The following is a 20,293-nucleotide window of genomic DNA, read 5'->3' as shown; positions in this document are numbered from 1 at the left end:
CCACCCCCCAGGTCATCGGTTCGACAGGGGGAGACAGTCATGCCGGGCCCGGAGGCCAGCGGCCCTCTTGCAGGACCGCGAAGAACATAACGGGGGGGAGGGGACGCACGGCACCCGCCGCCCCTCCGCCCCGCCGCCCGCCTGGCGAACGGCGCCCAGCCGCCGGCAACGCGCCGCGCCCGCTCCCCCAACAGCCACACCCTGCATAAAGTGGCGATGAACAGTGGCACGCAAGCATCACCCACCACAGCAGGAGGCCGGCGACCATGAGCGACGCGAATTCCGAGCCGCAGGGGCCCGAGGCGATCGAGCACGCGCACGACCCCGAGGTGCTTCAGCTCGCGGCCAAGGTGTTCGACCTGGCGCGGCACGGCGACACCGACACCGTCGCCGCCTACGTGGACGCGGGCGTACCGGCCAACCTGACGAACGACAAGGGCGACTCGCTCCTGATGCTGGCGGCGTACCACGGCCACCCCGCCACCGTGGAGGCCCTGTTGCAGCGCGGCGCCGACGCCGACCGCCCCAACGACCGCGGCCAGACCCCCCTCGCCGGCGCGGTGTTCAAGGCCGAGGACGAGGTCGTGAAGATCCTGATGGCACACGGCGCGGACCCGACGGCCGGCACCCCGTCGGCGATCGACACGGCCCGGATGTTCCAGAAGGCGGAGTTGCTGAAGCTGTTCGGCGCGGAGTAACCGGCGGACAGCGCGGCAGACGGCGCGGCAGGCGGCCCGGGAGGCGTGGCCCGGCCCCGCCCCGAGGACGGGCCACCACCACGCTTGACCTCAAGCTCACTTGAGGTCCTAGCGTCGGCTCCCGAACGGCACCCCGCCGCTCCACGCCACGAAGGGCCCCGCATGTCCGAGCACCCGTACCGCCTCGCAGTGATCACCGGCAGCACCCGGGAGGGCCGGTTCGCCCCCGTCATCGCGAACTGGTTCACCCGGCACACCGAAGGCCACCCGCACATCGACGTGGACGTCATCGACCTCAACGACGTCCGCCCGTACGAACTCCGTTACGGCAGCGAGGAGTACGAGACCTTCGCCAAGCGGGTCGACGAGGCGGACGCCTTCGTCGTGATCACCCCGGAGTACAACCACTCCTTCCCGGCCCCGCTCAAGCACGCCATCGATCTGCTGCACCCCCAGTGGCACGCCAAGCCGGTCGGCTTCGTGTCGTACGGCGGGATCTCCGGCGGCCTCCGGGCGGTCGAGCAACTGCGGCTGGTCTTCGCCGAGTTGCACGCCACCACGGTGCGCGAAACGGTGAGTTTCCCGTCCGCCGGCAACCTCTTCGACGACACGGGCCACCTGCACGACCCGGCCCCCGCCGCAGCGGCCGCCGACAAGCTGCTCCACCAGCTCACGTGGTGGGCGGTGGCCCTCCGCGAGGCCCGCACGACCCGCCCGTACGCCGCCTAGGCAGCCCCCTCCTTCTCGCCGTCCGCCCCGATCGCGCGGTCGACGAGCGCCGAGATCAGCCCCCCGGTCTCCTCCTCCGGCACCACGCCGGGCAGCGTCAGCTGCTCCAGCATCAGCCCTGTCATGGCGAGGTAGATCAGCATCACGGCAGTACGGTCACCCGGCAGCCCGCTCTCCAGGTGGAAGCGGATGTCGTCATCGAGCGTGGCCCGGATGACCCGGGTCAGCTCCGCCCGCAGTTCGGGCCGCCGGGTCGCCTCCAGGCGCAGCTCCAGCATCGCCAGATAGCCGGTGCGGTTCTCGGTCACCCGGCGGTTGATCCACCGCATCAGCTCGGCGACGAGTTCCCGGGTCGGCGGTGCGGCCATCACCGCGGTGACCTCGTCCGGGTCCGGCGCGATCCGCTCGTGGATCTGCGCGGTGACCTGCGCCAGCAGATCGTCCCTGTTGGCGAAGTAGTTGGAGGCGGTGCCACCGGGCACGCCCGCGGCCGCATCCACCGCCCGGAACGTCAGCCCGCGCGCACCGTCCCGCGCCAGCACCTCGATCGACGCATCCACCAGCGCAGCCCGGCGCTCAGGGTTACGCACCATGTCGTCCACCTCGCTCCATGTCGCCCGCCCCTTTCCTCTGCTCTCTTCTGCTGCCCTTGCTCTCTTCTGCTCCGGCTTCCCGGACTTCCTCCCCCGGCCTCCCGGAAAAACCCCGTTCCGAAAACCCCTGGCAACCACTACGGTTAAAGTACTACAACTGAAGTTGTTGCGCGCCGGACCGGCCGTCGCCAACAGAGGGGACCACCATGCGCTTCGCCAAACTCGGCACCGCCCTGCTCACCGACGACGTCGCCGCCAGCACCCGCTTCTACGCCGCCCACTTCGGCTTCCGGCCACTGGCGGAACTGGGCTGGTACGCCACCCTCCAGCACCCCCAACACCCGGAATACAGCCTGGACTTCGTCCAGCGCGGCCACGAGGCCGTGCCCGCCGGCTTCCGCACCCAGGAGACCGGCGGCATCGTGCTCGCCTTCCTCGTCACGGACGCCGCAGCCGAGGAAGCCGCCCTGCGCGCCAAGAACGTCCCCATCGCAGAACCCCTGAGGGACGAGCCCTGGGGCCAACGCCGCTTCAACGTCTGGGCCCCCGAAGGCACCCTGATCGAGGTACTCCAGAACATCGACCCCGACCCGGAGTGGATGGCGGCCCAGGGGCTGTGACGGGCGGCCCTCAGGGGCCACCGGGAGGCCGCCTGCCCCGTACGCCGCCCAGTGCCGGCCGGCTACGGCGCAGTCCGGAGGTTTGGCACGCCACGCCTTCGGGGCCGCCGCGGCCCCTCGTTGGACAGTCCCTCACAGAGCCGGGCACTCGGGCCTTGAGAGCACTCGGGCGCTCGGGGCCTCGGGCCGTCCCGGCACCCGGCCCAAACCTGACGGATCCTGCCACCCTTGAGCCTCCTGGGCTCGGGCTCCCGGTAACAGCCTTAGGGACTCAGGCGGCCCGGGCCCACCGACCACTCAGGCGGTTCCGGCGCCCCGTGGGCCTTCGGAGTCACCGGCGGATTCCGCCTGGTGCTCCGCACGGGCAGCCGCCAACGCCCGCTCAAAACCATGCTGGGTGGCGTCACACCACTGCATGAGATCCCGCAGCACCTCCCGCAGATTCCCGCTCGGGGTCCGCCGCCAGCCCCCTTCGGACAGCCCGTACACCCGCAGCACCTCCTCCGCCCGCGCCACCCGCTCATCACTCGCCATCGCGCCCATACCGCCCCGCCTCACTCGTCGCCAGTCCTTCACCAGCCGCCGGCACGGCCTCGCCCAACCCGGCCCGCTCCAGGCCCCGTTCCCCCTTCACGCCGACACAGGTCATCCACCCGAAGCATTCCAATGCAAACGCATCGGAACGCCGCCCGGCAACCCGAATTCCCAGCCTCAGGCGGCAGAGTTCTCCGTAACGTGGACGCGGCCTTGCCTCGGTGCCGCGGCAAGGCGGAACGAAGGGGTGGCGGGGCCGCGGTTGCAGCACCCGGCCGTCCTCACGCGGCTGCGACGGTTCGGGCCCCCGGCCGCGGGCAGGCAAGGCCGACAGCCGGCGGCTGATCACCCTGATACGACCGAAGGCGCCGAGGACGGCCGAGCGGCTGATCGAGGGATCTTCGCCGCGCCGCCCTGGACGATCCCGCCTCCCGGGCCCACTACGACGAGAAGACCACCCAGGGCAAGCAGCACACTCACCCCCTGCCCTGCCTCGCCAGGCGCCGGGCCGACGCCCTGTTCGCGATGCTCCGTGACGGAACCCTCTACGAACCACAGCCGTCGGCCACAGTCACCTGGTCAGCGGGCCCGCGAGAAGGACGACTCGGTCGGCTTCGACGTCGAAGCCGAGCACCGGATGGCCACAGTCGCCTTCCGGGTCCAGCAGCACCGGCTTACGCAACCGCCGCCCGATCTCCCGAAGGAAGCCGCAGAACACATCAAGCCGATCCTGGCCCTGCAACTCCCGCAGGTCGACGTCGAAGTCGACTTCATCGTCGGCATGAAAACGAAAGATCACCAACACCTCGGCCGTTGGCCGGACCCACAGCTCCGGGCGCTCGGCATCCGCCGGACGGGACAGCACGGCCTCCGCCCGGGGCACCGGAAGCACCGCGTCTCCTTCGGAGTACTGGCACTTCCAGCCCTTCTCCGCGACAAGATCGAGGACCTCCTGCCAGTCCTCCACCGAGGCGTTCGGGACGCGCGCGTCCGGCAACCGCCCCACCAGGTCAAGGTCGAAGAAGCACTTCACGTCATCCCACAGCAGGTCGGCCACCCCGCCATGCTGCCCGGTTCCCCGGCCCAACTCACCCCCGTTTCCCTTGGCCAAAGACAATGGGGCCTCCACCCCGCCGCATCCCGTAACCGGAACGGCCGTCCGCAGCCCGCCGGACACAGGAGGCAAGAACGCAGGAACCCGCCCACTCAGCTCCCACAGGACCCAGCCCTCGAAGGGCCCGACCCCCGGAGGGCCCACCTCCCGGGAGGGCTCACCCCCTCGAAGGTCGCTCCTGCAAGGCCCAGCCGTTGCCATCCGGGTCGCTGAAGTAGACGAACGAGTTCCATGCGCCGCCGGGACCGTCGGCCATCGCGCCGTCCTCGACGTGCTGAACGGGGCCGGCCGCCACCCCGTGTTCGACCAATTGCGCACGGGCCGCGGCGATATCGGAGACCACCAGTTGCAGCCCCTGCAACGAGCCGGGCGACCCCTCCGTGACGCCACTGCCCGCGCCGATGACGATCGAGCAGCCCGATCCCGGCGGTGTCAGCTGCACGATGCGCACCTCGTCGCCAATGGACATGTCGTGGTCGACGGCAAAGCCCAGCTGCTCGCTGTAGAAGCGCTTCGCCCGCTCCACATCGCTGACCGGAACCGGCACCAGTTCGAGCTTCCAGTCCATGGCGCGCCGTCCTTCCGTACGGGGCGACGGCCCATGAACAGCGGCCGCCGGAACCGGCCTTGTCGCGCTGCAAGAAGTCTAAGGAGCGGGACGGGAAGACGCGCACCGATTGACGGAGTGAGCACTCACTCCGTAGCTTCAGGATATGACACCACCACCTTCACGCCGACGCGCACCCGGCATGAGCGCCGAGGAACGGCGGGCCATGATCGTGGCCGCTGCCCTGCCCCTCGTGGCGGAGTACGGCGCGGCCGTCACCACCAGCCGGATCGCCCGCGCCGCCGGCATCGGGGAAGCCACGATCTTCCGGGCCTTCAAGGACAAGGACGAGCTGCTGGACGCCTGCGTCGCCGAGGCGGCCGGCACCGACCATGTGCTGCGTGAGCTCGCCTCCATCTCCCTGGACGTGCCGCTGGCCGCCCGGCTGGCCGAGGCCGCCGAGGCACTCCGCGCCCACATGGAACGCATGGGCACCGTCGTCAGCGCCCTCCACGCCTCGGGACACCGCCGGAGCCGCGGCCCCGGCCCCGAGAGTGGGCCGCTCGCCGGAGACGGACCAGCCACCGGAAGCAGGCCGGATACGGGTGCCGGGCCGGAAGCCGGAAGCGGACCAGGTACCGGTGCCGCGCCGGATTCCGGAAGTGGCCCGGGTACCGGTGCCGAGCCGGGCACCCGAAGCGGTTCAGGTACCCGTGCCGGAGCGGGCGCCGGCCCCCAGGGCGGTACGGAGCCGCCGCCGGACCGCCGGACGCAGTCCATCGCCGCGCTGCGCAACGCCGTCGTCGAGCTGATCGAGCCCGACCGGGCCGCCTTCCGCCTGAGTCCCGAGAAGGTCGCCGCCGCCTTTCTGGGCCTGCTCTTCACCCGGCTTCAGGCCCCGGTGCCGGAGGCCGAAGCGCCGCTCACCCCCGAAGAGCTCATCGCCGTACTCCTGCACGGCACCCTCCACGCCCCCGGGAGCGCCTGATGGCCGTGACCCTCAACCACACCATCGTCCCGGCCGCCGATCACCGCACGGCCGCCCGCTTCTTCGCCTCGGTCATGGGCCTGCCCGAACTCCCGCCGGCCGGCCGTCACGGGCACTTCCTCCCGGTCCGGGTGAACGAAACGCTCACCCTCGACTTCATGACCGCACCGGATGTCCCCGGCCATCACCTCGCCTTCGACGTGGACCCTGAGACGTTCAACGGCATCCTCGCCCGCCTCCGGGCCGCCCACATCCCCTACGGCAACGCCCCCACCACCCCGGACAACGGCCGTACCGACCACCCCCTGTGCGCCCGCGGCCTGTTCTTCAGCGACGACTCACACAACCTGTACGAGGTCATGTCAGAGGCCATGTCACCGGAGTGAGGCAGCCGCCGCCGGCTTCGACCGCCGGCTTCGACCGCCGCTCCGTCGCTGCTCCCCGGCCTGCTTCCCCGCTGCTCTCAGCCGTTGACGAGCGTCATGCTGGCCTCGTCGTAACGCGTTCCGGCTATCTGGGCTGCCGGAGCGGCGGCGTCGATGGTGGCGAGTTCCTCGGCGGTCAGCTCGATGGTGAGGGCGCCGAGGTTCTCCTCCAGGTACTTCTGCCGACGGGTACCGGGGATCGGCACGACATCGGTCCCGCGGTGCTGCACCCAGGCCAGGGCGAGCTGCCCGGCGCTGACGCCCTTCTCGGCGGCGAGTTCGTCGAGCTTCGCCACGATGGCGAGGTTCTGCTCCAGATTGCCGTCGGCGAAGCGCGGCTGGCTGCGCCGCATATCCGACTCCTGCAGCCCCTGCACCGAGGTGTAGCGGCCGGTCAGGAAGCCGCGCCCGAGCGGTGAGAACGGCACCAGGCCGATACCGAGTTCACGGCACACCGGTGCGATCCCGTCCTCCAGGTCGCGGGTCCACAGCGACCACTCGCTCTGCAGCGCGGCGATCGGATGCACCGCATGCGCCCGGCGGAGGGTCGCCGCACTCGCCTCGGACAGACCGAGGTGGCGCACCTTGCCGGCCGCGACGAGTTCGGCCATCGCCCCGACGGTCTCCTCGATCGGCACCTCGGGGTCGACGCGGTGCTGGTAGTAGAGGTCGATGTGGTCGGCCCCGAGCCGGCGCAGCGATGCGTCGCACGCCTCACGTACGTAGGCGGCGTCGCCCCGGACGGCGGCCGGCTCACCGAGGCGGTTGGTGAAGCCGAACTTCGTCGCCAGCACCACCTCGTCGCGCCGGCCGGCGATGGCCCGGCCGATCAACTCCTCGTTGCGGCCCGCACCGTAGAAATCTGCGGTGTCCAGGAGGGTGACGCCGAGGTCGAGCGCGCGGTTGATGGTCGCGGCCGACTGCGCGTCGTCCGACTCCCCGTAGCCGTGGCTCATGCCCATGCAGCCGAGCCCCTGCGCGGAAACCGCCAGCTCGCCGAGGTGACGCGTCGGGATCTGCGCCGGGATGTTCGTCGTGGTCATGGCTGGTGCTACCTCCTGGGCGTACGGCGGAAGGATCTGGCTCTCGGGACCTGAGCCCAGCGCCCCGGTCCGGCCGCAGCAGTCCGCCGAGCCGAGCCCTGCATTGTTCTGAGCCGTCCTGAGCTGTTCTGAGCTGCGCCGAGTCCGGCACTGAAGTGAGGCCGCCGGTCCCGAGATCCCGTTCCTGGACGGTATGAGTTGAAGTGCACTCCAAGTCAACAGGCCTTTTCCGGGTGTTGGTTGAGCAGCGCTCGCACCCAAGCGGCGACGCCTCACGCCTGCCGTCGTGTCAGCCTCCGCCGGCGGTGTCTCCCGCTATTGCCCGTAGCGCCTGGCAGTGTGCGGCGAAGGCGGTGCGGCCGCCGGGCGTCAGGGAGAGCCAGGTCCGCGGGCGCTTGCCGACATAGCCCTTGGTGACGGCGACATAGCCGGCCTTCTCCAGGGTGGCGACCTGCCGTGACAGGACCGAGTCGCTCACCTCGACGGTGTCGCGGACGAAGGCGAACTCGGCCTTGTCGGCGGCCGCCAGGGTCGCCACGATGGAGAAGCGGACCGGGGCGTGGATCACCTCGTCGAGTCCGTGACGCGGATGTGCCCCGGGACGCGTTTCGGTCACCGTCGCGCCTCCAAATAGCCGCCTATCAGCCCGGGAAGAGCCACCACCACTGCGCCGGGCACCCACCACCACACGGCACCCTGGTACCAGAGACTGCCGGGCAACAGCACCGCGATGGAGAGTGCGGTCCACACCGTGATCAAAACGGCATGCCACCGTCCGAAGCCGCGCCGGGCAACGCGCTGGCGGGCCGCGAAGACCGACAGTCCCACGATGGCGGCGACCCAGACGCCGGTGCCGATCGCCACGCCGTGCGGCGTGGGCAGCAGCCCGGTGGCCAGCACCATGAACGCGGCCGCGCAGCCGTAGATCACTTGATATCTGACATACCACTTGGTGCCCTTGCGCACTGTCGAGCCCAGCTCCTGCGCTCGGGCCAGTGCGGCCGCCGCGTCGTGTGAGGCGTACTCCGCCATCTCAGTTCCCCCTGACCGATGCTCCGCTGCCGCCGGTTCCTCCGGCGCCGCCGTTCCCTTCAAGAGCCTTGGAGTTGCCCGCTCGACTGCCGCCCGGCTCGCATCCCCGCTCACCGAGTCGCACTCGGACGTTCCGAACCGCCCCCCGACTTCCTGCATTCAGCGTGACAAGAACTTTCCAATCTGACAAGTACTTTCCAGTCATTGTGAGTTAGGGGAGCGCGCACCGCGACCGTCTGTGCGCCAAGGCGCAGGTCAGGTAGTGTGGCGGCCCCAGAAGTGAACGGACCGAGGAGGTGAGACCGATTCCCCGCCAGACCAGGCAGGTGCTCCCGGCTCACGCCCGTGCGGTCCAACCGATGCAGGTGACCCTCCGGCACAGGTGACCCGGGAAGCGCACTCGGCGCCCCGAAAGGCTCACATGTCGTCATCTCCGATGCCGTCCCACTCATCACCCCTCCCAGCGCCCGCCGCGGCGCCCCTCACCGCACCGCTCTCCCACTCCACCGTCGTCACCACGCTGCGCACCGCCGGCTGTGTCTTCGCCGAGGACGAGGCGGAGCTGCTCCTGGCCACCGCCCGTACGGCGGACGAACTCGCCGCCATGGTGGAGCGGCGCGTCCTCGGCCTGCCTCTGGAACAGGTCGTCGGCTGGGCGGAGTTCCGCGGACGACGGGTCACCGTCGATCCCGGTGTCTTCGTACCGCGCCGCCGCACCGAGTTCCTCGTGGGCCGGGCCGTCGGCCTCGGGCGCCGGGCCGCCGGCCGCACCGGCCGGCCACCGGTCGTCGTCGACCTCTGCTGCGGATCCGGTGCGGTGGGCGCAGTCCTGGCCGATGCTCTGGAACGGGTCGAGCTGTACGCGGCGGACATCGAGCCCGCCGCGGTGCGCTGCGCCCGCCGCAATATCGCTCCCGTCGGGGGTGAGGTCTTCGAGGGCGATCTGTTCGACGCGCTGCCCATGGGGCTACGGGGTCGTATCGATGTCCTGGTGGCCAACGTTCCCTACGTACCGAGCGAGGAGGTCGGGCTGCTGCCGCCCGAGGCCCGGGAGTACGAGCCGCTGGTGGCGCTCGACGGCGGTGCGGACGGGCTCGACGTACTGCGCCGGGTGACCGCCGCCGCGCCGCAGTGGCTCGCGCCAGGAGGTCATCTGCTGGTCGAGACGAGCGAACGGCAGGCCCCGCAGGCGGTCGAGGCCTTCACACGGAATGGGCTGCTTCCCAGGGTGGCCGAATCGGAGGAGCTGTACGCGACGGTCATCATCGGGACCCGGCCACCGAAGGAGCGGTGAACGGGGCGGCGGGCAGCGGCGACGAGCCACGACGGTGAGCAGGGGCAGCGCGCTGGGGCGGTGAGCAGCGGCAGCAAGCAGGGCCTCCCGCGCCGCCCCCCGGCGGCGCGGGAGTATCGTGCGAACCCGTACGCCCGGCCGGAGAAATGCGCTGGGCCCCGGCCCGACGGCGCTCTGCCGTGACGGCATGCCTTCGCTGAGCCATGCCCACTACTGTGCCGAAATCGTCGCTCAGACCGAGCTGTTGAAGTCCCACATCGAGGGCGCCGACGCGCCCCCCTGGCCGAACTCCTGCTGCTCATCTACGGCCGCCGCGCCACCCACGACGCCGGGACCGGTGGCCACAACGGCGGGGACGGTGGCAGCGGAAGCGGCACCGGTAGCAGCAACGGCATCGAGATCGTCGGCGAGGTGTCGCTGCTCGACGCCTGGCTCGACGGGGTCAGCTTCTGGCTCAAGGAGTGAGGGCTCCTCCGGACGGCGGCCTGAGCCTGCCCCGGTCGCGGTCCGCGCCGGACTCATCCGCCAGGTGAGGGCGACGGGCCGCACCCGCGCCCACCCGCTCAGCCCGCAGCCGCGCCGAACCACTTCCGCAGAGGGCCCAGCAGATCGCTCTGCTCGTCACCGACCCACGCCACATGCCCGTCCGGCCGCAACAGCACGGCGGGCACGTCCAGTTCCTCGCTCACCTGGCTTCCCTCGCCTTCCGCGGTTCCCTCGCCCGCGTCCACGACGTGGTCGATCCGGTCCTCCCAGCCCGCCACCGACAGCAGGCCGGTCCGGTCGAGCAGGAGGCCGCGGGCGCCGTGCATCAGCTCGTAGAGGCGCCCGCTCTTCAGCGGCACGTCCCGCATCCGCCGGCCGAGCAGGTCGTGGCCCTCGCCGAAGTCGTAGCGGACCCCGACCGCGGTGATCATCTCGGTCACGTAGCGGTTCACCTCCTCGAAGTCCATCAGCTTCGAGAACAGCTCGCGCAGCGCGGTCGCACCGGGGTCGGTCCCCAGCAGGGTGATCTGCGCGCGGGTGTTCTCCAGTACGCGGGCGCCCACCGGGTGCCGTTCGGTGTGGTAGCTGTCCAACAGCCCTTCCGGCGCCCAGCCGTTGACCTCGGCGGCCAGTTTCCAGCCGAGGTTGAACGCGTCCTGGACCCCGAGGTTGAGCCCCTGCCCGCCGGTCGGCGGGTGGATGTGCGCCGCGTCGCCGGCCAGCAGCACCCGGCCGACCCGGTAGCGCTCGGCCTGCCGGGTGGCGTCGCCGAACCGGGAGAGCCAGCGCGGCGAGTGCACCCCGAAATCGGTGCCCGCGACGGCGCGCAGCTGCTGCCGGAAGTCCCCGAGCGTCGGCGCGGTCCCACGCTCCTCGGTCACACCGTCCGCGGGCACGACGAGGCGGTACGCGCCGTCCCCGAGCGGGATGACGCCGAACCGCAGCTGCGTCTTGCGGACCTCCTCGACGACGGCCTCGATCGTCGCCGGATCCTCGGTCAGCTCCAGGTCGCCCAGCAGCGTCTCGACCGTGGCGGGCTCCCCGGGGAAGCCCACACCGATCTGTTTGCGCACCGTGCTGCGGCCGCCGTCGCAGCCGACGACGTAACGCGAGCGCAGGTACGTCCCTCCTCCGCCCCCGGCGGCCTCGCCCCCGATACCGGGGCCGCCACCGGCCGCGCCCTCTTGGGCGGCGGTGCCCGCGCTCGCCAGCTCGACGGTCACCCCGTCCTCGTCCTGGCTCAGCCCGACCACTTCGCAGCCGCGCCGGATCTCGGCGCCGAGTTCGAGGGCGCGCTCGTTGAGCAGCTGCTCGGTGACCGGCTGCGGGGTGGCGAGGCCGTACGGGTGCGCCGTGTCCAGCCGCTCCGGCCACGGCTTCTGGATGCCGCCGAAGAGACCGCCGGCCTGGAACGTCTCGCTGACCGCGAGGAACCGGTCCAGCAGACCGCGCTGGTCCATCAACTCGACGCTGCGCGTGTGCAGACCGCGCCCCCGGGACTGTCCGGTCGGCTCGGCGAGCTTCTCCAGTACGACCGTCCGCACCCCGGCCAGCCGCAGCTCGGCGGCCAGCATCAACCCGGTCGGTCCCCCGCCCACGACGATCACATCGATCATCACAACCCCCATTTCCGCAGGTCCTGGCTTCAGGCCGGTGATTCTGCGGTACATGGGGGGCCTTGCCGCAAGGCCCCCCATGAGCTATACGTTGAGAGTGGCAAGGAGCGGTTGACCTCCTTGCCTTTGTCTTTGCGTCCGGGCTTTTGCGTTTGCCGTCCGGTCCGGACGGACGGTCGCCTCTCGGAGCGGCGCACCGCGCGCCGTATTACCGACCGGCCCCTACGCCATCGGGCCGAGGTCTCCCTCCACAACGGTCTGGACGATCCGGGGCCGGTCCCAGAGCGCCAGGAGTTCATTCGCGAGGCCCACGACGGGCAGGGGTTCCTGGTCGCCGTGCACCGTGATGGCGGCCGCCGACAGGCTGCGCGGGACGGCTCCGGCGTCGAGGAGGACGCGCCATTCCTCCGGGCCCAGCTCCAGGAACTCCAGGCCGGTGAGCTCGGCGATCTCCAGCGGGTCGGCGAGCGTGCCGGGGTAGGCGGTGAGGGTGCGCAGGCGAGGCAGCGCGATGACGGGGGCGAGGCTGAGCGGAGCCCCCTCCCACACGCCGATGCGCAGGACTTCCAGGCCGGGGTGGGCGGCGGCCTCGATGCTCTTCAGCTGGGCGATGTTGACCCACGCCACGGCCGGTGGCTGGTCCCCACGGCGGTCGTCGCGCTCTTCCGCGCTCCGGTGCATCACCAGGTCCGTGAGGGAATCGGCCAGGAGCTCGGCGCCGATGTTCTGTTCGTGGTCGAGCATGATGACCTGGCCCGTGTGGCCGCGCGGCCCGGGTGTCAGATCGACCGCCAGCCGGTCGCCACCGCCGTTGTCCCCGAAGACGATCCAGCCGGGTGAGCCGACCAGGCCCTGCACCGCGGCGTCGGGCGGAGTGACGACCGCGGCCGTCGCCGCGAACCCCCAGCGGCAGTGACGGGACGACGCGTCGGCAACGTACAGGTCGTCCAGAGCGAAGAGCTCGCAGCCGACCGCCGTGCACTCGCGCTGCGCTGCCTCGGGGTCGTCGCCCAGGTCTTCCCACCGTGCCCGGGTGACCCGGTAGAGCGCCTTGAGTTCGTCGGGCAGCGTGCGGCCCAGGCGCGCTTCCGCGGCGGCTATCTCCTCCTCCGTCGCGCCGATGGCGTCGGGCAGCCGCTCGCGGAGCGTCCGCGCCAGCAGCTCCGGATCCGCCGTAGCGGCCGGCACCGCCCCGGGCACCGGCTCGGGGAGACGGCGCCAGGGCTCGGGCACGGCGCCCTCGACCAGGATGAGCGCCCCCGGGTGGGGGTTGCCGAGACCGGGCTCCGCTGCGGGGCTGGGCCCGAGGAGGCGGAGCGTGGTCTTCCCGGCCGGTGCGATCTGCGCGGTGAACGCGATGTCGTCGACACCGGCGGCCGCGAGCGCGCTCTGCACCCGCTGCGCCGCGTCGGCCACGTCCTGCACAGCAGTCCGGGCGGCTCGGCCCTGCGACGGGCGCCGCGGCTGGAGGGCCAGACTCCAGCTGTGCCGGCCGATGCGTCCCGACACCCTGGCGGGCGGGGCAGCATCTCGCTTCGCCCCGGCCGCCCGCAACAGCCGCAGCACGGGCACCCAGGTCGCGAAGTCGTCGATGGCGGGACTCTGTTCCTTCATGCGCAGACCGTATGCGGGACCACTGACATCGCAGGGTGCCGTCCCTTCGCAGCTACTGGCCGACACGACACCCAGCGGGGAAACACGGCAGCCGACGGGACACAAGCCGCCGGCCGGGACATACGGCACGCAGGCGGACCGGCCGGCCCGCTCCCGGGCCCCTGCCGCGTACGTTCCGACGGCGGCGCCGGACGGGGTTGACCCTGCCCCTGCGTCAGGGTTGGAACCTGGCCGCATGACGCACAACAGCACCTCCCCCGCCCGGCTCACCCCGCCCGCCGGAGGGTTCCAGGAGATCGACGGCCGCCGCATTTTCGTGCACCGGTCGGGCAGCGGCGGGCCGGCCGTGGTGTTCCTGCCGGGCGCGAGCGCGGTCGGTCTGGACTACTTCGGTGTGCAGCAGGGGGTTTCGCAGTTCACCACCGCCGTGGTGTACGACCGCGGCGGCACGGGCTACAGCGATCCCCTCCCGCTTCCGCGCACCGCCGCAGCGGTCGCCACGGAACTGCGCGAGCTGCTGCACGCCCAGAACATCGCCGGCCCCTACGTTCTGGTCCCGCACTCCCTCGGCGGCTTCTACGCGCACCGGTTCGCGCAGTTGTACCCGCAGGACGTGGCCGGGCTGGTCTGGCTGGATGCCTTCCACCGCGACTGGGACGCCTTCATGCCGCCCGCGGCGAGTCTGTCCGCGGTCGAGCAGACGGCACCTGACCGGGAGCGGCTGGAACAACTGCGCCCGGCCCTGCGCGAGATGAGCGCCGAATTGCTCGCGGACCACCCGGAGCACATACGGCACGCGCTGCTCGATGCCAAGATGAGCGACGCATGGACCGACATCGGCATCGCCGAGCGCACCGGGCTGGCCGGACTCGCCACCGAACTGCGGGCCGGGCCGGGCCTTCCCGACGTCCCGCTGGTCGCACTCACCGTGGTCGGCACCGACCCCGCCCAGCAGGCGCTGACGTCGGAGCGGACGCTGCAGGAGATGCATGACGGCCACACGAGAATGGACGCGGCCCTGGTGAACGCGGTCTCGTACGGGGAACAACGCCTCCTCTCCGACACCGTCCACCACCGGCTCTGCTTCGACCGCCCCGATGCCGTGATCCAGGCGGTCCGCGACGTCGTCGATCGCGTTCGTCCCTGAGACGGGGCTCGTCCCGAAGTCCGCCGTGCCACTCCCGCAGTCGACCGGGCTCGCCCGTAAGCCGACAGGCCTCGCCCCCAATTAGACTCAGCGAGACCACGCTGCACGAAGACACGAGGGGGACGGTGCTCACGATCGGCCGGCTCGCGGCAACCGCCGGCGTGACCGTGCGCACCGTTCGCCACTACCACCACGTCGGCCTGCTGCCCGAGCCCGAGCGCGACGCCTCCGGCTACCGCCGTTACGGCGCGCAGGCGGCGGTGGATCTCATCCGGATCAGGACCCTCGCCGATGCGGGGGTGCCACTGGCCCGTATCGGCGCGCTGCTGCGGGCGCAGCCGGCCGAATTCGCCGCGGCCGTCACCGACATCGACGCCGAACTGCAGCGCAAGATCGGCCAACTCACCGAATACCGCCGCAGGATCGCCGAACTGGCCGGCGGCGAACGGCTCGTCCTGCCCCCCGAGGTCGTCGCCGTCCTGGACCGGATGCGCGGTCTCGGGGTCAGCGAACTGCGGGTACGGCTGGAACGCGACGCGTGGATCCTGCTGCGGGCAATGGACCCGCAGGCCGTGCCGCAGCGGATACGGGAGAAGAACGCCGACCTCGACGACCCCGAGACGACGCGCCTGTACCTCGCCTGCGATCAGTCGGTCGACTGGGATCCGGACGATCCCCGCCTGGACCGGCTCATCGACGACCTGGACGCCTGGGAGATCGCACACGGACAGGACGGCGAACGGGGAGGGTCCCGGAAGCTGGTCTCTGCGCGGATCTCCGAGGCCTCACCGGCCTGGCAGCGCATCCTGGAGGCGCTCGCCCACCGCGCCGAGCAGCGCCGGACCGCCGGGCACGAAGGCTGATCCGCCCCCTCCTCCCACCCGAGCGGACCACTCCAGCTAGCGCTTGCTTGCAATAGTTAGCACGGCGAGGCACCATCGAGACATGGCATCACTCAACGTCGGCAATCTCGGCGAGTTCCTGCGGGAGCAGCGGCGCACCGCGCAGCTGAGTCTGCGGCAGCTCGCAGATGCCGCCGGGGTGTCCAACCCGTACCTCAGCCAGATCGAGCGCGGCTTGCGCAAGCCGAGCGCGGAGATTCTGCAGCAACTCGCCAAGGCGCTGCGGATATCCGCGGAGACGCTCTACGTCCAGGCCGGGATTCTGGACGAGCGGCAGGGTCTGGACGGGGTCGAGGTGCAGACCGCGATACTCACCGACCCGGCGCTGAACGAGCGGCAGAAGCAGGTCCTGCTGCAGATCTACGAGTCCTTCCGCAAGGAGAACGGGCTCGGGAACGGCGGCAAGGCCCCCGCCGCGAGCGGTGACGGCAAGGACACCGCTGCGAGCGGACACGAGAACGGGCGCGGCACGGACTCCCTTGAGACAGAGGCCGACGGCGGCCCGCACGCCACCTGAGCAACCGATTTCGTTTCCAGGAGGAACAACGTCATGGCCATCAACACCGATGACCTCCGCAAGGCCCTGACCGACGCGACCCCGCTGTACGCCCTGGCCGGCACCGTCGACCTGGCTGCCGAGAAGCTCGGCGAGGTCCCGCAGTTCGTCGAGAAGATCCGGGTCGAGGCGCCCAAGCGCTTCGAGTCCGTGCGCAGCACCGACCCCAAGGACGTCCAGGCCCTGGTGACCAAGCAGGCCAAGGACGCCAAGGAGAAGCTGTCCGAGCTGCTGGGCTCGCTCGACGGCGACATCAAGAAGGTCCGTGACCAGGCGCAGGAGCTGGCGCTCCAGGGTGTGGGCCGGGCCGCCGAGGCCGTCGTCCGGACCCGTGAGGGCTACGAGGAGCTCGCCGAGCGCGGCCGGGGCGCCGTGGCCACGTGGCGCGGCGAGGCCGCCGACCAGGTCGAGGACCTCGCGGTGGCGATCGAGCCGGAGCCGGCGCGGAAGCCCGCCCCCAAGCCGTCGCCGAAGCCGGCCGCCAAGAACGGCCCGAAGCCGCAGGGCGCCAACGGGGCCAAGGCGGAGACCAAGGCCACCCCCTCGACGCAGCCCAAGCCGGCCGCGGCGAAGAAGCCGGTGGCGCAGCGCAAGCCGGCGCCGGCCAAGAAGAGCACCCCGCCGTCCGCCAAGTGACCGCGGAGCGCAGGAGGTAGCGGGCCGTGAGCTCGCTCACCCGGCGCCGGGAGCGCCGATTCACCGCACGGGCCGGGCACACTTCAGGTGCCCGGCCCGTTGTTTGGGTACGGTGGGCCGATCGGGCGGCAGACGGCCGCGGCAGCAGACCGACACGAGACGACTGGCGAACGGGCGGTGCACGGCGTGCTGATTTACGGGTTCCAGAGCTTCCTGAGCTGGGTGCAGCTCGCCCTGGGCATCTACGCCGCGGTGATGCTGATCGACGCGGCCGTACGGCGTGAGGACGCCTACCGCGCGGCGAGCAAGCAGACCAAGGGCATGTGGCTGATCTTCCTCGCGCTGGCCACGGCGCTGCTGTTCATTCTCCCGATCATGTCGTTCCTGCCGGTCATCGGCGTGATCGCAGTGATCGTCTACACCGTCGACGTACGGCCGGCGCTGCGTGAGGTCACGGGCGGCGGCGGTCCGCGCCGCGGCGGTTCCAGCTCGGACGGGCCGTACGGGCCCTACAACGGCGGGCGCTGAGCCGCACCGGGCCCCGACCCGGCCCCCGGAACCCGCGGCTGCGTCAGCGCCGGTCCAGCAGGAGGACGGCGACGTCGTCGGTCAGCTCGCCGCCGTTGAGGTCGCGGACCTCCCGGACCGACGCGTCCAGCAGTTCCTCGCCGCTGAGACCGGCCGCCATCTGGCGGCTGACCAGCTCGGTCATGCCTTCCTGGCCGAGGCGCTGATTGCCCTGGCCGATCCGGCCCTCGATCAGGCCGTCGGTGTACATCATCAGGCTCCAGGCGCCGCCCAGCTCGACCTGCCGGCGCGGCCAGCGGGCGTGCGGGAGCAGGCCGAGCGCCGGGCCGCCGAATTCGTACGGCAGCAGCGCCGGCTGCTCCCCGGCGCGGGCCAGCAGCGGTGCCGGGTGGCCGGCCAGGCAGAGCCCGGCGCGGCGGCCGTCCGCCGAGATGTCGACGGTGCACAGCGTCGCGAAGATCTCGTCGTCCGCGCGCTCGTGCTCCAGCACCTTCTGGAGGGTGGCGAGCAGCTCGTCGCCGCAGAGCCCGGCGAAGGTCAGCGCGCGCCAGGCGATCCGCAGCTCGACGCCGAGGGCGGCCTCGTCGGGGCCGTGGCCGCAGACGTCGCCGATCATCGCGTGGACGGTGCCGTCCGGGGTGCGGACGGTGTCGTAGAAGTCGCCGCCGAGCAGCGCGCGGCTGCGACCGGGGCGGTAGCAGGCGGCGAACCGGAGGTCGGAGCCGTCGAGCAGCGGCGTGGGCAGCAGACCGCGCTCCAGGCGGGCGTTCTCCTGGGCCAGCATCCGGGACTCGGTCAGCTGGCGCTGGGCGAGGTCGGCGCGTTTGCGTTCCACGGCGTAGCGGACCGCACGGCTGAGGACCGCGCCGTCCAGCTCGTCGCGGAAGAGGTAGTCCTGGGCGCCGACGCGGACGGCGTCGGCGGCGCGCTCGGCGTCCGTCTCGTAGGTGAGCACGAGGACGGCGTGCGAGGTCGCCATGCGCAGCACGTCGTGCAGCATGCCGAGGGTGTCCCCGGGGGCGGCGGCGGCGTCGCCGTCAGGGTCGGCGGCGGGCTCGGCCGGGGGCAGGTCGAGCAGGATGCAGTGCACGTCGTCGGTGAGCAGCCGCTCGGCCTCGGTGAGGTTGCGGGCGGTCCGCAGGCGCACCTTGCGGCCCGCCCAGTCCCACATCTCGGGGACATGGCTGTTGGGGTCCTCGCCGATGAGGAGCAGCGTCAGGCCCTGGTGCAGCGGTCCACGATCGGCTGAAATTCGCTCCTCGGCCGACTGGGGCTGTCCGGCTTCCGGGAAGCCCTGCACCGCCGGACGGACCGGCTCGTGGCCGGCGGCGGGCGACGGGATGCCCGCGCTCCGGGCCGTCGCGTCTCCCGCGCCCGGCACGTCGGCGACCCGCGCGGTGGCCGCGCAGACGTCGTCCGCCGGTCCTGCCTGCTGAGGCAGCACGACCGTCCGCTGGTGCGGTACGGGTACGGGCATTGATCTGCTTCCTTCCCTCCCCCCGAGGGGCGCGATGGGCACCTGCCGGCGCCTCACCGTGCCCGGCTCCCTGCGTTCGTCGGTCAAATGAGTGAGGCGTACGCCGGGCACTGACAGGCGACCATAGCGTCAGTGTGGAGAGGTATGGAATGCCCGGCAGCAATCGGCCATCGGCATATGCCGCACCTGATAAGCCATTTGACCTGGGGAGGGCGGAATGCGGAATGACGAACATCACCCCGCATGAGTGCATTCAGCTACACCACGACAACCCTCAGATAGCAAGCAATCCGGTCATTTATCGTCCGTGTGATGCGCGCCATCGTCGCCGTCGGGGCGCACCACGCCGAGGATCGGCATGGACCCGGCGCCGGTGACCGTCACCTGCCGGCCGGGCCGCGGCGCATGCACCATTGCGCCGTCACCGAGGTACATCCCGACATGGCTGGCATCCGAGAAATAAATGATCAGATCGCCCGGCCGCATATCCCGCAGGCCGACCCTGGGAAGCTGCCGCCACTGCTCCTGTGAGGTCCGCGGAATCGTGTGGCCACCGGCCTGCCAGGCCCGCAGCGTCAGCCCGGAGCAGTCGAAGGTGTCCGGCCCCTCGGCGCCCCACACGTAATCCTTGCCGACCTGTGCGGTGGCGAAGGAAATCGCCTTCTTGCCGGCCGCCGACGCTTTGTTGCTGATGTCGTCCAGCACACCGGAGTCGAGCCACTTCTGCTGCTGCTTGAAGGCCTGCTCCTCCTCCAGCTTCTTCAGCCGGTCCTTTTCCTTGGCGGCCAGCCGGGATTCCAGCTGCTTTGCCTCGTCGATCTTTTTCTTGATGTCCCGCCGGGCGCTTTCCTTCTTCTTGCGGTGCGCCTCCAGCTGCTCCCAGCGGTCCGTCGCGGAGTCCGAATACTTCTCCAAGTCACCCTTGAGGTGCGCGAGTTGACTGATGACACGCTTGGCGGCCAGCTGCCCCTTACGGGCCAGGGTGGCATTGTCGAGAAAGCCTTCGGGGTCGGCGTCGAGCATCAGCTTCGCCTCGGAGGGCAGCCCGCCGCCGCGGTACTGGGCGCTGGCCAGCGAGCCCGCCTGGCGCTTGAGGGCGGTCAGCTTGCGCTGGGTGCTGTCGATGGTGCGCGCCAGCCTGACGATCTCCTTCTGCTGGAGCTCGACCTGCTCCTCGGCGGCGTTGTAGGCGTCGGTGGCCTGTTCGGCCTTGCGGTAGAGGGCGTCGATCTTCTTGCGCGCCTCGTCGAGGCGGCGGGCGTCGGCATCGGCGGCGGCCGCCGCGCCACCGGCCCGCCGTGCGTCCGCCGAGGGGTTCTTCGGGTCATCGGCGTACGCGGCCGTGGCCGTGCCGCCCAGCAGCCCCATCGCGCAGAGGACGACGGCGGTGCAGGCCACCAGCCGGCCGCCCTGAATACCTCGTATCCCCCGCATACCCCGTACGCCCCGAACGCCCTGCTGTGCCCCCTGGCTCCCCACCAGCCACCTCCGGTCGTTCCGCACCGATTCGCCGTGCCTCAGGCGCGGATGCTGCCATACCGACTGGTAATTCAACAGGGCGCCGGGCCGTTTCGCACCAGTCGGTGCGCAGTTCTCCGCTCCGCACCCAGCCGATGGCCGAGGTTCACCCTGCGTTCACTCCCCTCCATCGGCCGCTTCACTTGATCTACCTAATTTCAGCCGTACCGAGTGCGCGTCCTGCCCACAGCGCAAG

The 20,293-nt window shown here is 71.2% G+C and carries 21 protein-coding genes and 3 pseudogenes; 13 read left to right on the top strand and 11 right to left on the bottom strand.

Translation table 11 applies throughout. The features are described from left to right. The first annotated feature begins 266 nt into the window (after window positions 1-266). Together ACFW5B_RS32220 and ACFW5B_RS32215 are read left to right on the top strand one after the other, a co-directional pair. A complete protein-coding gene (locus ACFW5B_RS32220; protein ID WP_386447533.1) occupies window positions 267-698 on the top strand; it encodes an ankyrin repeat domain-containing protein in 432 nt (143 codons plus the stop codon). 162 nt (window positions 699-860) lie between these two features. Then, window positions 861-1,427, top strand: a complete 567-nt coding sequence (locus tag ACFW5B_RS32215) for an NADPH-dependent FMN reductase (RefSeq protein WP_386447530.1) — start codon at window positions 861-863, stop codon at window positions 1,425-1,427. Here the strand turns inward: ACFW5B_RS32215 and ACFW5B_RS32210 are convergent. Beyond that, window positions 1,424-2,020: a TetR/AcrR family transcriptional regulator gene (locus tag ACFW5B_RS32210; protein ID WP_386447527.1), complete on the bottom strand. Its 597-nt coding sequence runs from the start codon at window positions 2,018-2,020 to the stop codon at window positions 1,424-1,426. The genes ACFW5B_RS32215 and ACFW5B_RS32210 overlap by 4 nt on opposite strands. A 206-nt stretch (window positions 2,021-2,226) precedes the next feature. Here ACFW5B_RS32210 and ACFW5B_RS32205 point away from each other — a divergent pair, with 206 nt between their 5' ends. Beyond that, a complete protein-coding gene (locus ACFW5B_RS32205) occupies window positions 2,227-2,640 on the top strand; it encodes a VOC family protein (RefSeq protein WP_386447524.1) in 414 nt (137 codons plus the stop codon). A gap of 297 nt (window positions 2,641-2,937) precedes the next feature. Here ACFW5B_RS32205 and ACFW5B_RS32200 read toward each other — a convergent pair whose 3' ends face one another. Further along, complete coding sequence (locus ACFW5B_RS32200; RefSeq protein ID WP_386447544.1) at window positions 2,938-3,174, bottom strand: hypothetical protein; 237 nt, start codon at window positions 3,172-3,174, stop codon at window positions 2,938-2,940. 241 nt (window positions 3,175-3,415) lie between these two features. Here ACFW5B_RS32200 and ACFW5B_RS32195 point away from each other — a divergent pair. Next, window positions 3,416-3,569 (top strand): annotated as a pseudogene (locus tag ACFW5B_RS32195) (IS110 family transposase); the annotation flags it as partial. 13 nt (window positions 3,570-3,582) lie between these two features. Further along, window positions 3,583-3,738 (top strand): annotated as a pseudogene (locus tag ACFW5B_RS32190) (IS110 family transposase); the annotation flags it as partial. Window positions 3,739-3,745: 7 nt separating this feature from the next. On the opposite strand, the gene ACFW5B_RS32185 reads toward ACFW5B_RS32190, so the two are convergent. Together ACFW5B_RS32185 and ACFW5B_RS32180 are read right to left on the bottom strand one after the other, a co-directional pair. Next, window positions 3,746-4,231: a hypothetical protein gene (locus ACFW5B_RS32185; RefSeq protein WP_386447521.1), complete on the bottom strand. Its 486-nt coding sequence runs from the start codon at window positions 4,229-4,231 to the stop codon at window positions 3,746-3,748. 214 nt (window positions 4,232-4,445) lie between these two features. Then, a complete protein-coding gene (locus ACFW5B_RS32180) occupies window positions 4,446-4,856 on the bottom strand; it encodes a VOC family protein (RefSeq protein WP_386447518.1) in 411 nt (136 codons plus the stop codon). 205 nt (window positions 4,857-5,061) lie between these two features. Between ACFW5B_RS32180 and ACFW5B_RS32175 the strand changes: the two are divergent. Together ACFW5B_RS32175 and ACFW5B_RS32170 are read left to right on the top strand one after the other, a co-directional pair. Next, window positions 5,062-5,382, top strand: a pseudogene (locus ACFW5B_RS32175) (helix-turn-helix domain-containing protein); the annotation flags it as partial. A gap of 440 nt (window positions 5,383-5,822) precedes the next feature. Then, window positions 5,823-6,209, top strand: coding sequence for a VOC family protein (locus ACFW5B_RS32170; protein WP_386447515.1), 387 nt, complete (start codon window positions 5,823-5,825; stop codon window positions 6,207-6,209). A gap of 77 nt (window positions 6,210-6,286) precedes the next feature. On the opposite strand, the gene ACFW5B_RS32165 is transcribed toward ACFW5B_RS32170, so the two are convergent. The 3 genes from ACFW5B_RS32165 to ACFW5B_RS32155 form a co-directional block, all read right to left on the bottom strand. Further along, window positions 6,287-7,291, bottom strand: coding sequence for an aldo/keto reductase (locus tag ACFW5B_RS32165; RefSeq protein WP_386447512.1), 1,005 nt, complete (start codon window positions 7,289-7,291; stop codon window positions 6,287-6,289). A 289-nt stretch (window positions 7,292-7,580) separates the two neighbouring features. Further along, window positions 7,581-7,907 carry a winged helix-turn-helix domain-containing protein gene (locus ACFW5B_RS32160; protein WP_386447509.1) on the bottom strand — a complete coding sequence of 109 codons (327 nt, stop codon included), beginning with the start codon at window positions 7,905-7,907 and terminating at the stop codon, window positions 7,581-7,583. Then, a complete protein-coding gene (locus tag ACFW5B_RS32155) occupies window positions 7,904-8,323 on the bottom strand; it encodes a hypothetical protein (RefSeq protein ID WP_386447506.1) in 420 nt (139 codons plus the stop codon). The genes ACFW5B_RS32160 and ACFW5B_RS32155 overlap by 4 nt, the downstream gene beginning before the upstream one ends. A gap of 436 nt (window positions 8,324-8,759) precedes the next feature. On the opposite strand from ACFW5B_RS32155, the gene ACFW5B_RS32150 reads away from it, so the two are divergent. Beyond that, window positions 8,760-9,617: a putative protein N(5)-glutamine methyltransferase gene (locus tag ACFW5B_RS32150; protein ID WP_386447503.1), complete on the top strand. Its 858-nt coding sequence runs from the start codon at window positions 8,760-8,762 to the stop codon at window positions 9,615-9,617. Between the two features lie 563 nt (window positions 9,618-10,180). Here the strand turns inward: ACFW5B_RS32150 and ACFW5B_RS32145 are convergent. Further along, on the bottom strand, window positions 10,181-11,719 hold the full coding sequence (locus ACFW5B_RS32145; protein WP_386447541.1) for an FAD-dependent monooxygenase: 1,539 nt from the start codon (window positions 11,717-11,719) through the stop codon (window positions 10,181-10,183). Between the two features lie 222 nt (window positions 11,720-11,941). Then, window positions 11,942-13,333, bottom strand: a complete 1,392-nt coding sequence (locus ACFW5B_RS32140) for an SMI1/KNR4 family protein (RefSeq protein ID WP_386447500.1) — start codon at window positions 13,331-13,333, stop codon at window positions 11,942-11,944. 235 nt (window positions 13,334-13,568) lie between these two features. On the opposite strand from ACFW5B_RS32140, the gene ACFW5B_RS32135 reads away from it, so the two are divergent. From ACFW5B_RS32135 to ACFW5B_RS32115, 5 genes are all read left to right on the top strand, one after another. Continuing rightward, complete coding sequence (locus ACFW5B_RS32135; RefSeq protein WP_386447497.1) at window positions 13,569-14,480, top strand: alpha/beta fold hydrolase; 912 nt, start codon at window positions 13,569-13,571, stop codon at window positions 14,478-14,480. 125 nt (window positions 14,481-14,605) lie between these two features. Continuing rightward, a complete protein-coding gene (locus ACFW5B_RS32130; RefSeq protein ID WP_386447494.1) occupies window positions 14,606-15,343 on the top strand; it encodes a MerR family transcriptional regulator in 738 nt (245 codons plus the stop codon). Between the two features lie 82 nt (window positions 15,344-15,425). Continuing rightward, complete coding sequence (locus ACFW5B_RS32125; RefSeq protein WP_386447491.1) at window positions 15,426-15,899, top strand: helix-turn-helix domain-containing protein; 474 nt, start codon at window positions 15,426-15,428, stop codon at window positions 15,897-15,899. A gap of 33 nt (window positions 15,900-15,932) precedes the next feature. Next, entirely contained in the window at window positions 15,933-16,574 is a 642-nt protein-coding gene (locus ACFW5B_RS32120) for a hypothetical protein (protein WP_386447488.1), read from the top strand. Window positions 16,575-16,760: 186 nt separating this feature from the next. Further along, entirely contained in the window at window positions 16,761-17,102 is a 342-nt protein-coding gene (locus tag ACFW5B_RS32115; protein ID WP_386447485.1) for a DUF2516 family protein, read from the top strand. Between the two features lie 43 nt (window positions 17,103-17,145). Here ACFW5B_RS32115 and ACFW5B_RS32110 read toward each other — a convergent pair whose 3' ends face one another. Then, window positions 17,146-18,579, bottom strand: coding sequence for a PP2C family protein-serine/threonine phosphatase (locus ACFW5B_RS32110; RefSeq protein ID WP_386447482.1), 1,434 nt, complete (start codon window positions 18,577-18,579; stop codon window positions 17,146-17,148). Between the two features lie 294 nt (window positions 18,580-18,873). Beyond that, complete coding sequence (locus ACFW5B_RS32105) at window positions 18,874-20,013, bottom strand: NlpC/P60 family protein (RefSeq protein ID WP_386447479.1); 1,140 nt, start codon at window positions 20,011-20,013, stop codon at window positions 18,874-18,876. Window positions 20,014-20,293: the final 280 nt, after the last annotated feature.

This window comes from Streptomyces sp. NPDC058773 (assembly GCF_042746015.1).
Taxonomy (GTDB): domain Bacteria; phylum Actinomycetota; class Actinomycetes; order Streptomycetales; family Streptomycetaceae; genus Streptomyces.
The sequence above is the reverse complement of the archived record's forward strand: the minus strand, read 5'-3'. Positions and strand labels throughout refer to the sequence as shown.

What these genes read in the sequence shown, in the direction of transcription:
- ACFW5B_RS32220 (WP_386447533.1), top strand. Translation starts at nt 267, where the DNA reads ATGAGCGACGCGAATTCCGAGCCGCAGGGGCCCGAGGCGATCGAGCAC.
- ACFW5B_RS32215 (WP_386447530.1), top strand. Translation starts at nt 861, where the DNA reads ATGTCCGAGCACCCGTACCGCCTCGCAGTGATCACCGGCAGCACCCGG.
- ACFW5B_RS32210 (WP_386447527.1), bottom strand. Translation starts at nt 2,020, where the DNA reads ATGGTGCGTAACCCTGAGCGCCGGGCTGCGCTGGTGGATGCGTCGATC.
- ACFW5B_RS32205 (WP_386447524.1), top strand. Translation starts at nt 2,227, where the DNA reads ATGCGCTTCGCCAAACTCGGCACCGCCCTGCTCACCGACGACGTCGCC.
- ACFW5B_RS32200 (WP_386447544.1), bottom strand. Translation starts at nt 3,174, where the DNA reads ATGGCGAGTGATGAGCGGGTGGCGCGGGCGGAGGAGGTGCTGCGGGTG.
- ACFW5B_RS32180 (WP_386447518.1), bottom strand. Translation starts at nt 4,856, where the DNA reads ATGGACTGGAAGCTCGAACTGGTGCCGGTTCCGGTCAGCGATGTGGAG.
- ACFW5B_RS32170 (WP_386447515.1), top strand. Translation starts at nt 5,823, where the DNA reads ATGGCCGTGACCCTCAACCACACCATCGTCCCGGCCGCCGATCACCGC.
- ACFW5B_RS32165 (WP_386447512.1), bottom strand. Translation starts at nt 7,291, where the DNA reads ATGACCACGACGAACATCCCGGCGCAGATCCCGACGCGTCACCTCGGC.
- ACFW5B_RS32155 (WP_386447506.1), bottom strand. Translation starts at nt 8,323, where the DNA reads ATGGCGGAGTACGCCTCACACGACGCGGCGGCCGCACTGGCCCGAGCG.
- ACFW5B_RS32150 (WP_386447503.1), top strand. Translation starts at nt 8,760, where the DNA reads ATGCCGTCCCACTCATCACCCCTCCCAGCGCCCGCCGCGGCGCCCCTC.
- ACFW5B_RS32145 (WP_386447541.1), bottom strand. Translation starts at nt 11,719, where the DNA reads ATGATCGATGTGATCGTCGTGGGCGGGGGACCGACCGGGTTGATGCTG.
- ACFW5B_RS32140 (WP_386447500.1), bottom strand. Translation starts at nt 13,333, where the DNA reads ATGAAGGAACAGAGTCCCGCCATCGACGACTTCGCGACCTGGGTGCCC.
- ACFW5B_RS32135 (WP_386447497.1), top strand. Translation starts at nt 13,569, where the DNA reads ATGACGCACAACAGCACCTCCCCCGCCCGGCTCACCCCGCCCGCCGGA.
- ACFW5B_RS32125 (WP_386447491.1), top strand. Translation starts at nt 15,426, where the DNA reads ATGGCATCACTCAACGTCGGCAATCTCGGCGAGTTCCTGCGGGAGCAG.
- ACFW5B_RS32120 (WP_386447488.1), top strand. Translation starts at nt 15,933, where the DNA reads ATGGCCATCAACACCGATGACCTCCGCAAGGCCCTGACCGACGCGACC.
- ACFW5B_RS32110 (WP_386447482.1), bottom strand. Translation starts at nt 18,579, where the DNA reads ATGCCCGTACCCGTACCGCACCAGCGGACGGTCGTGCTGCCTCAGCAG.
- ACFW5B_RS32105 (WP_386447479.1), bottom strand. Translation starts at nt 20,013, where the DNA reads ATGCGGGGGATACGAGGTATTCAGGGCGGCCGGCTGGTGGCCTGCACC.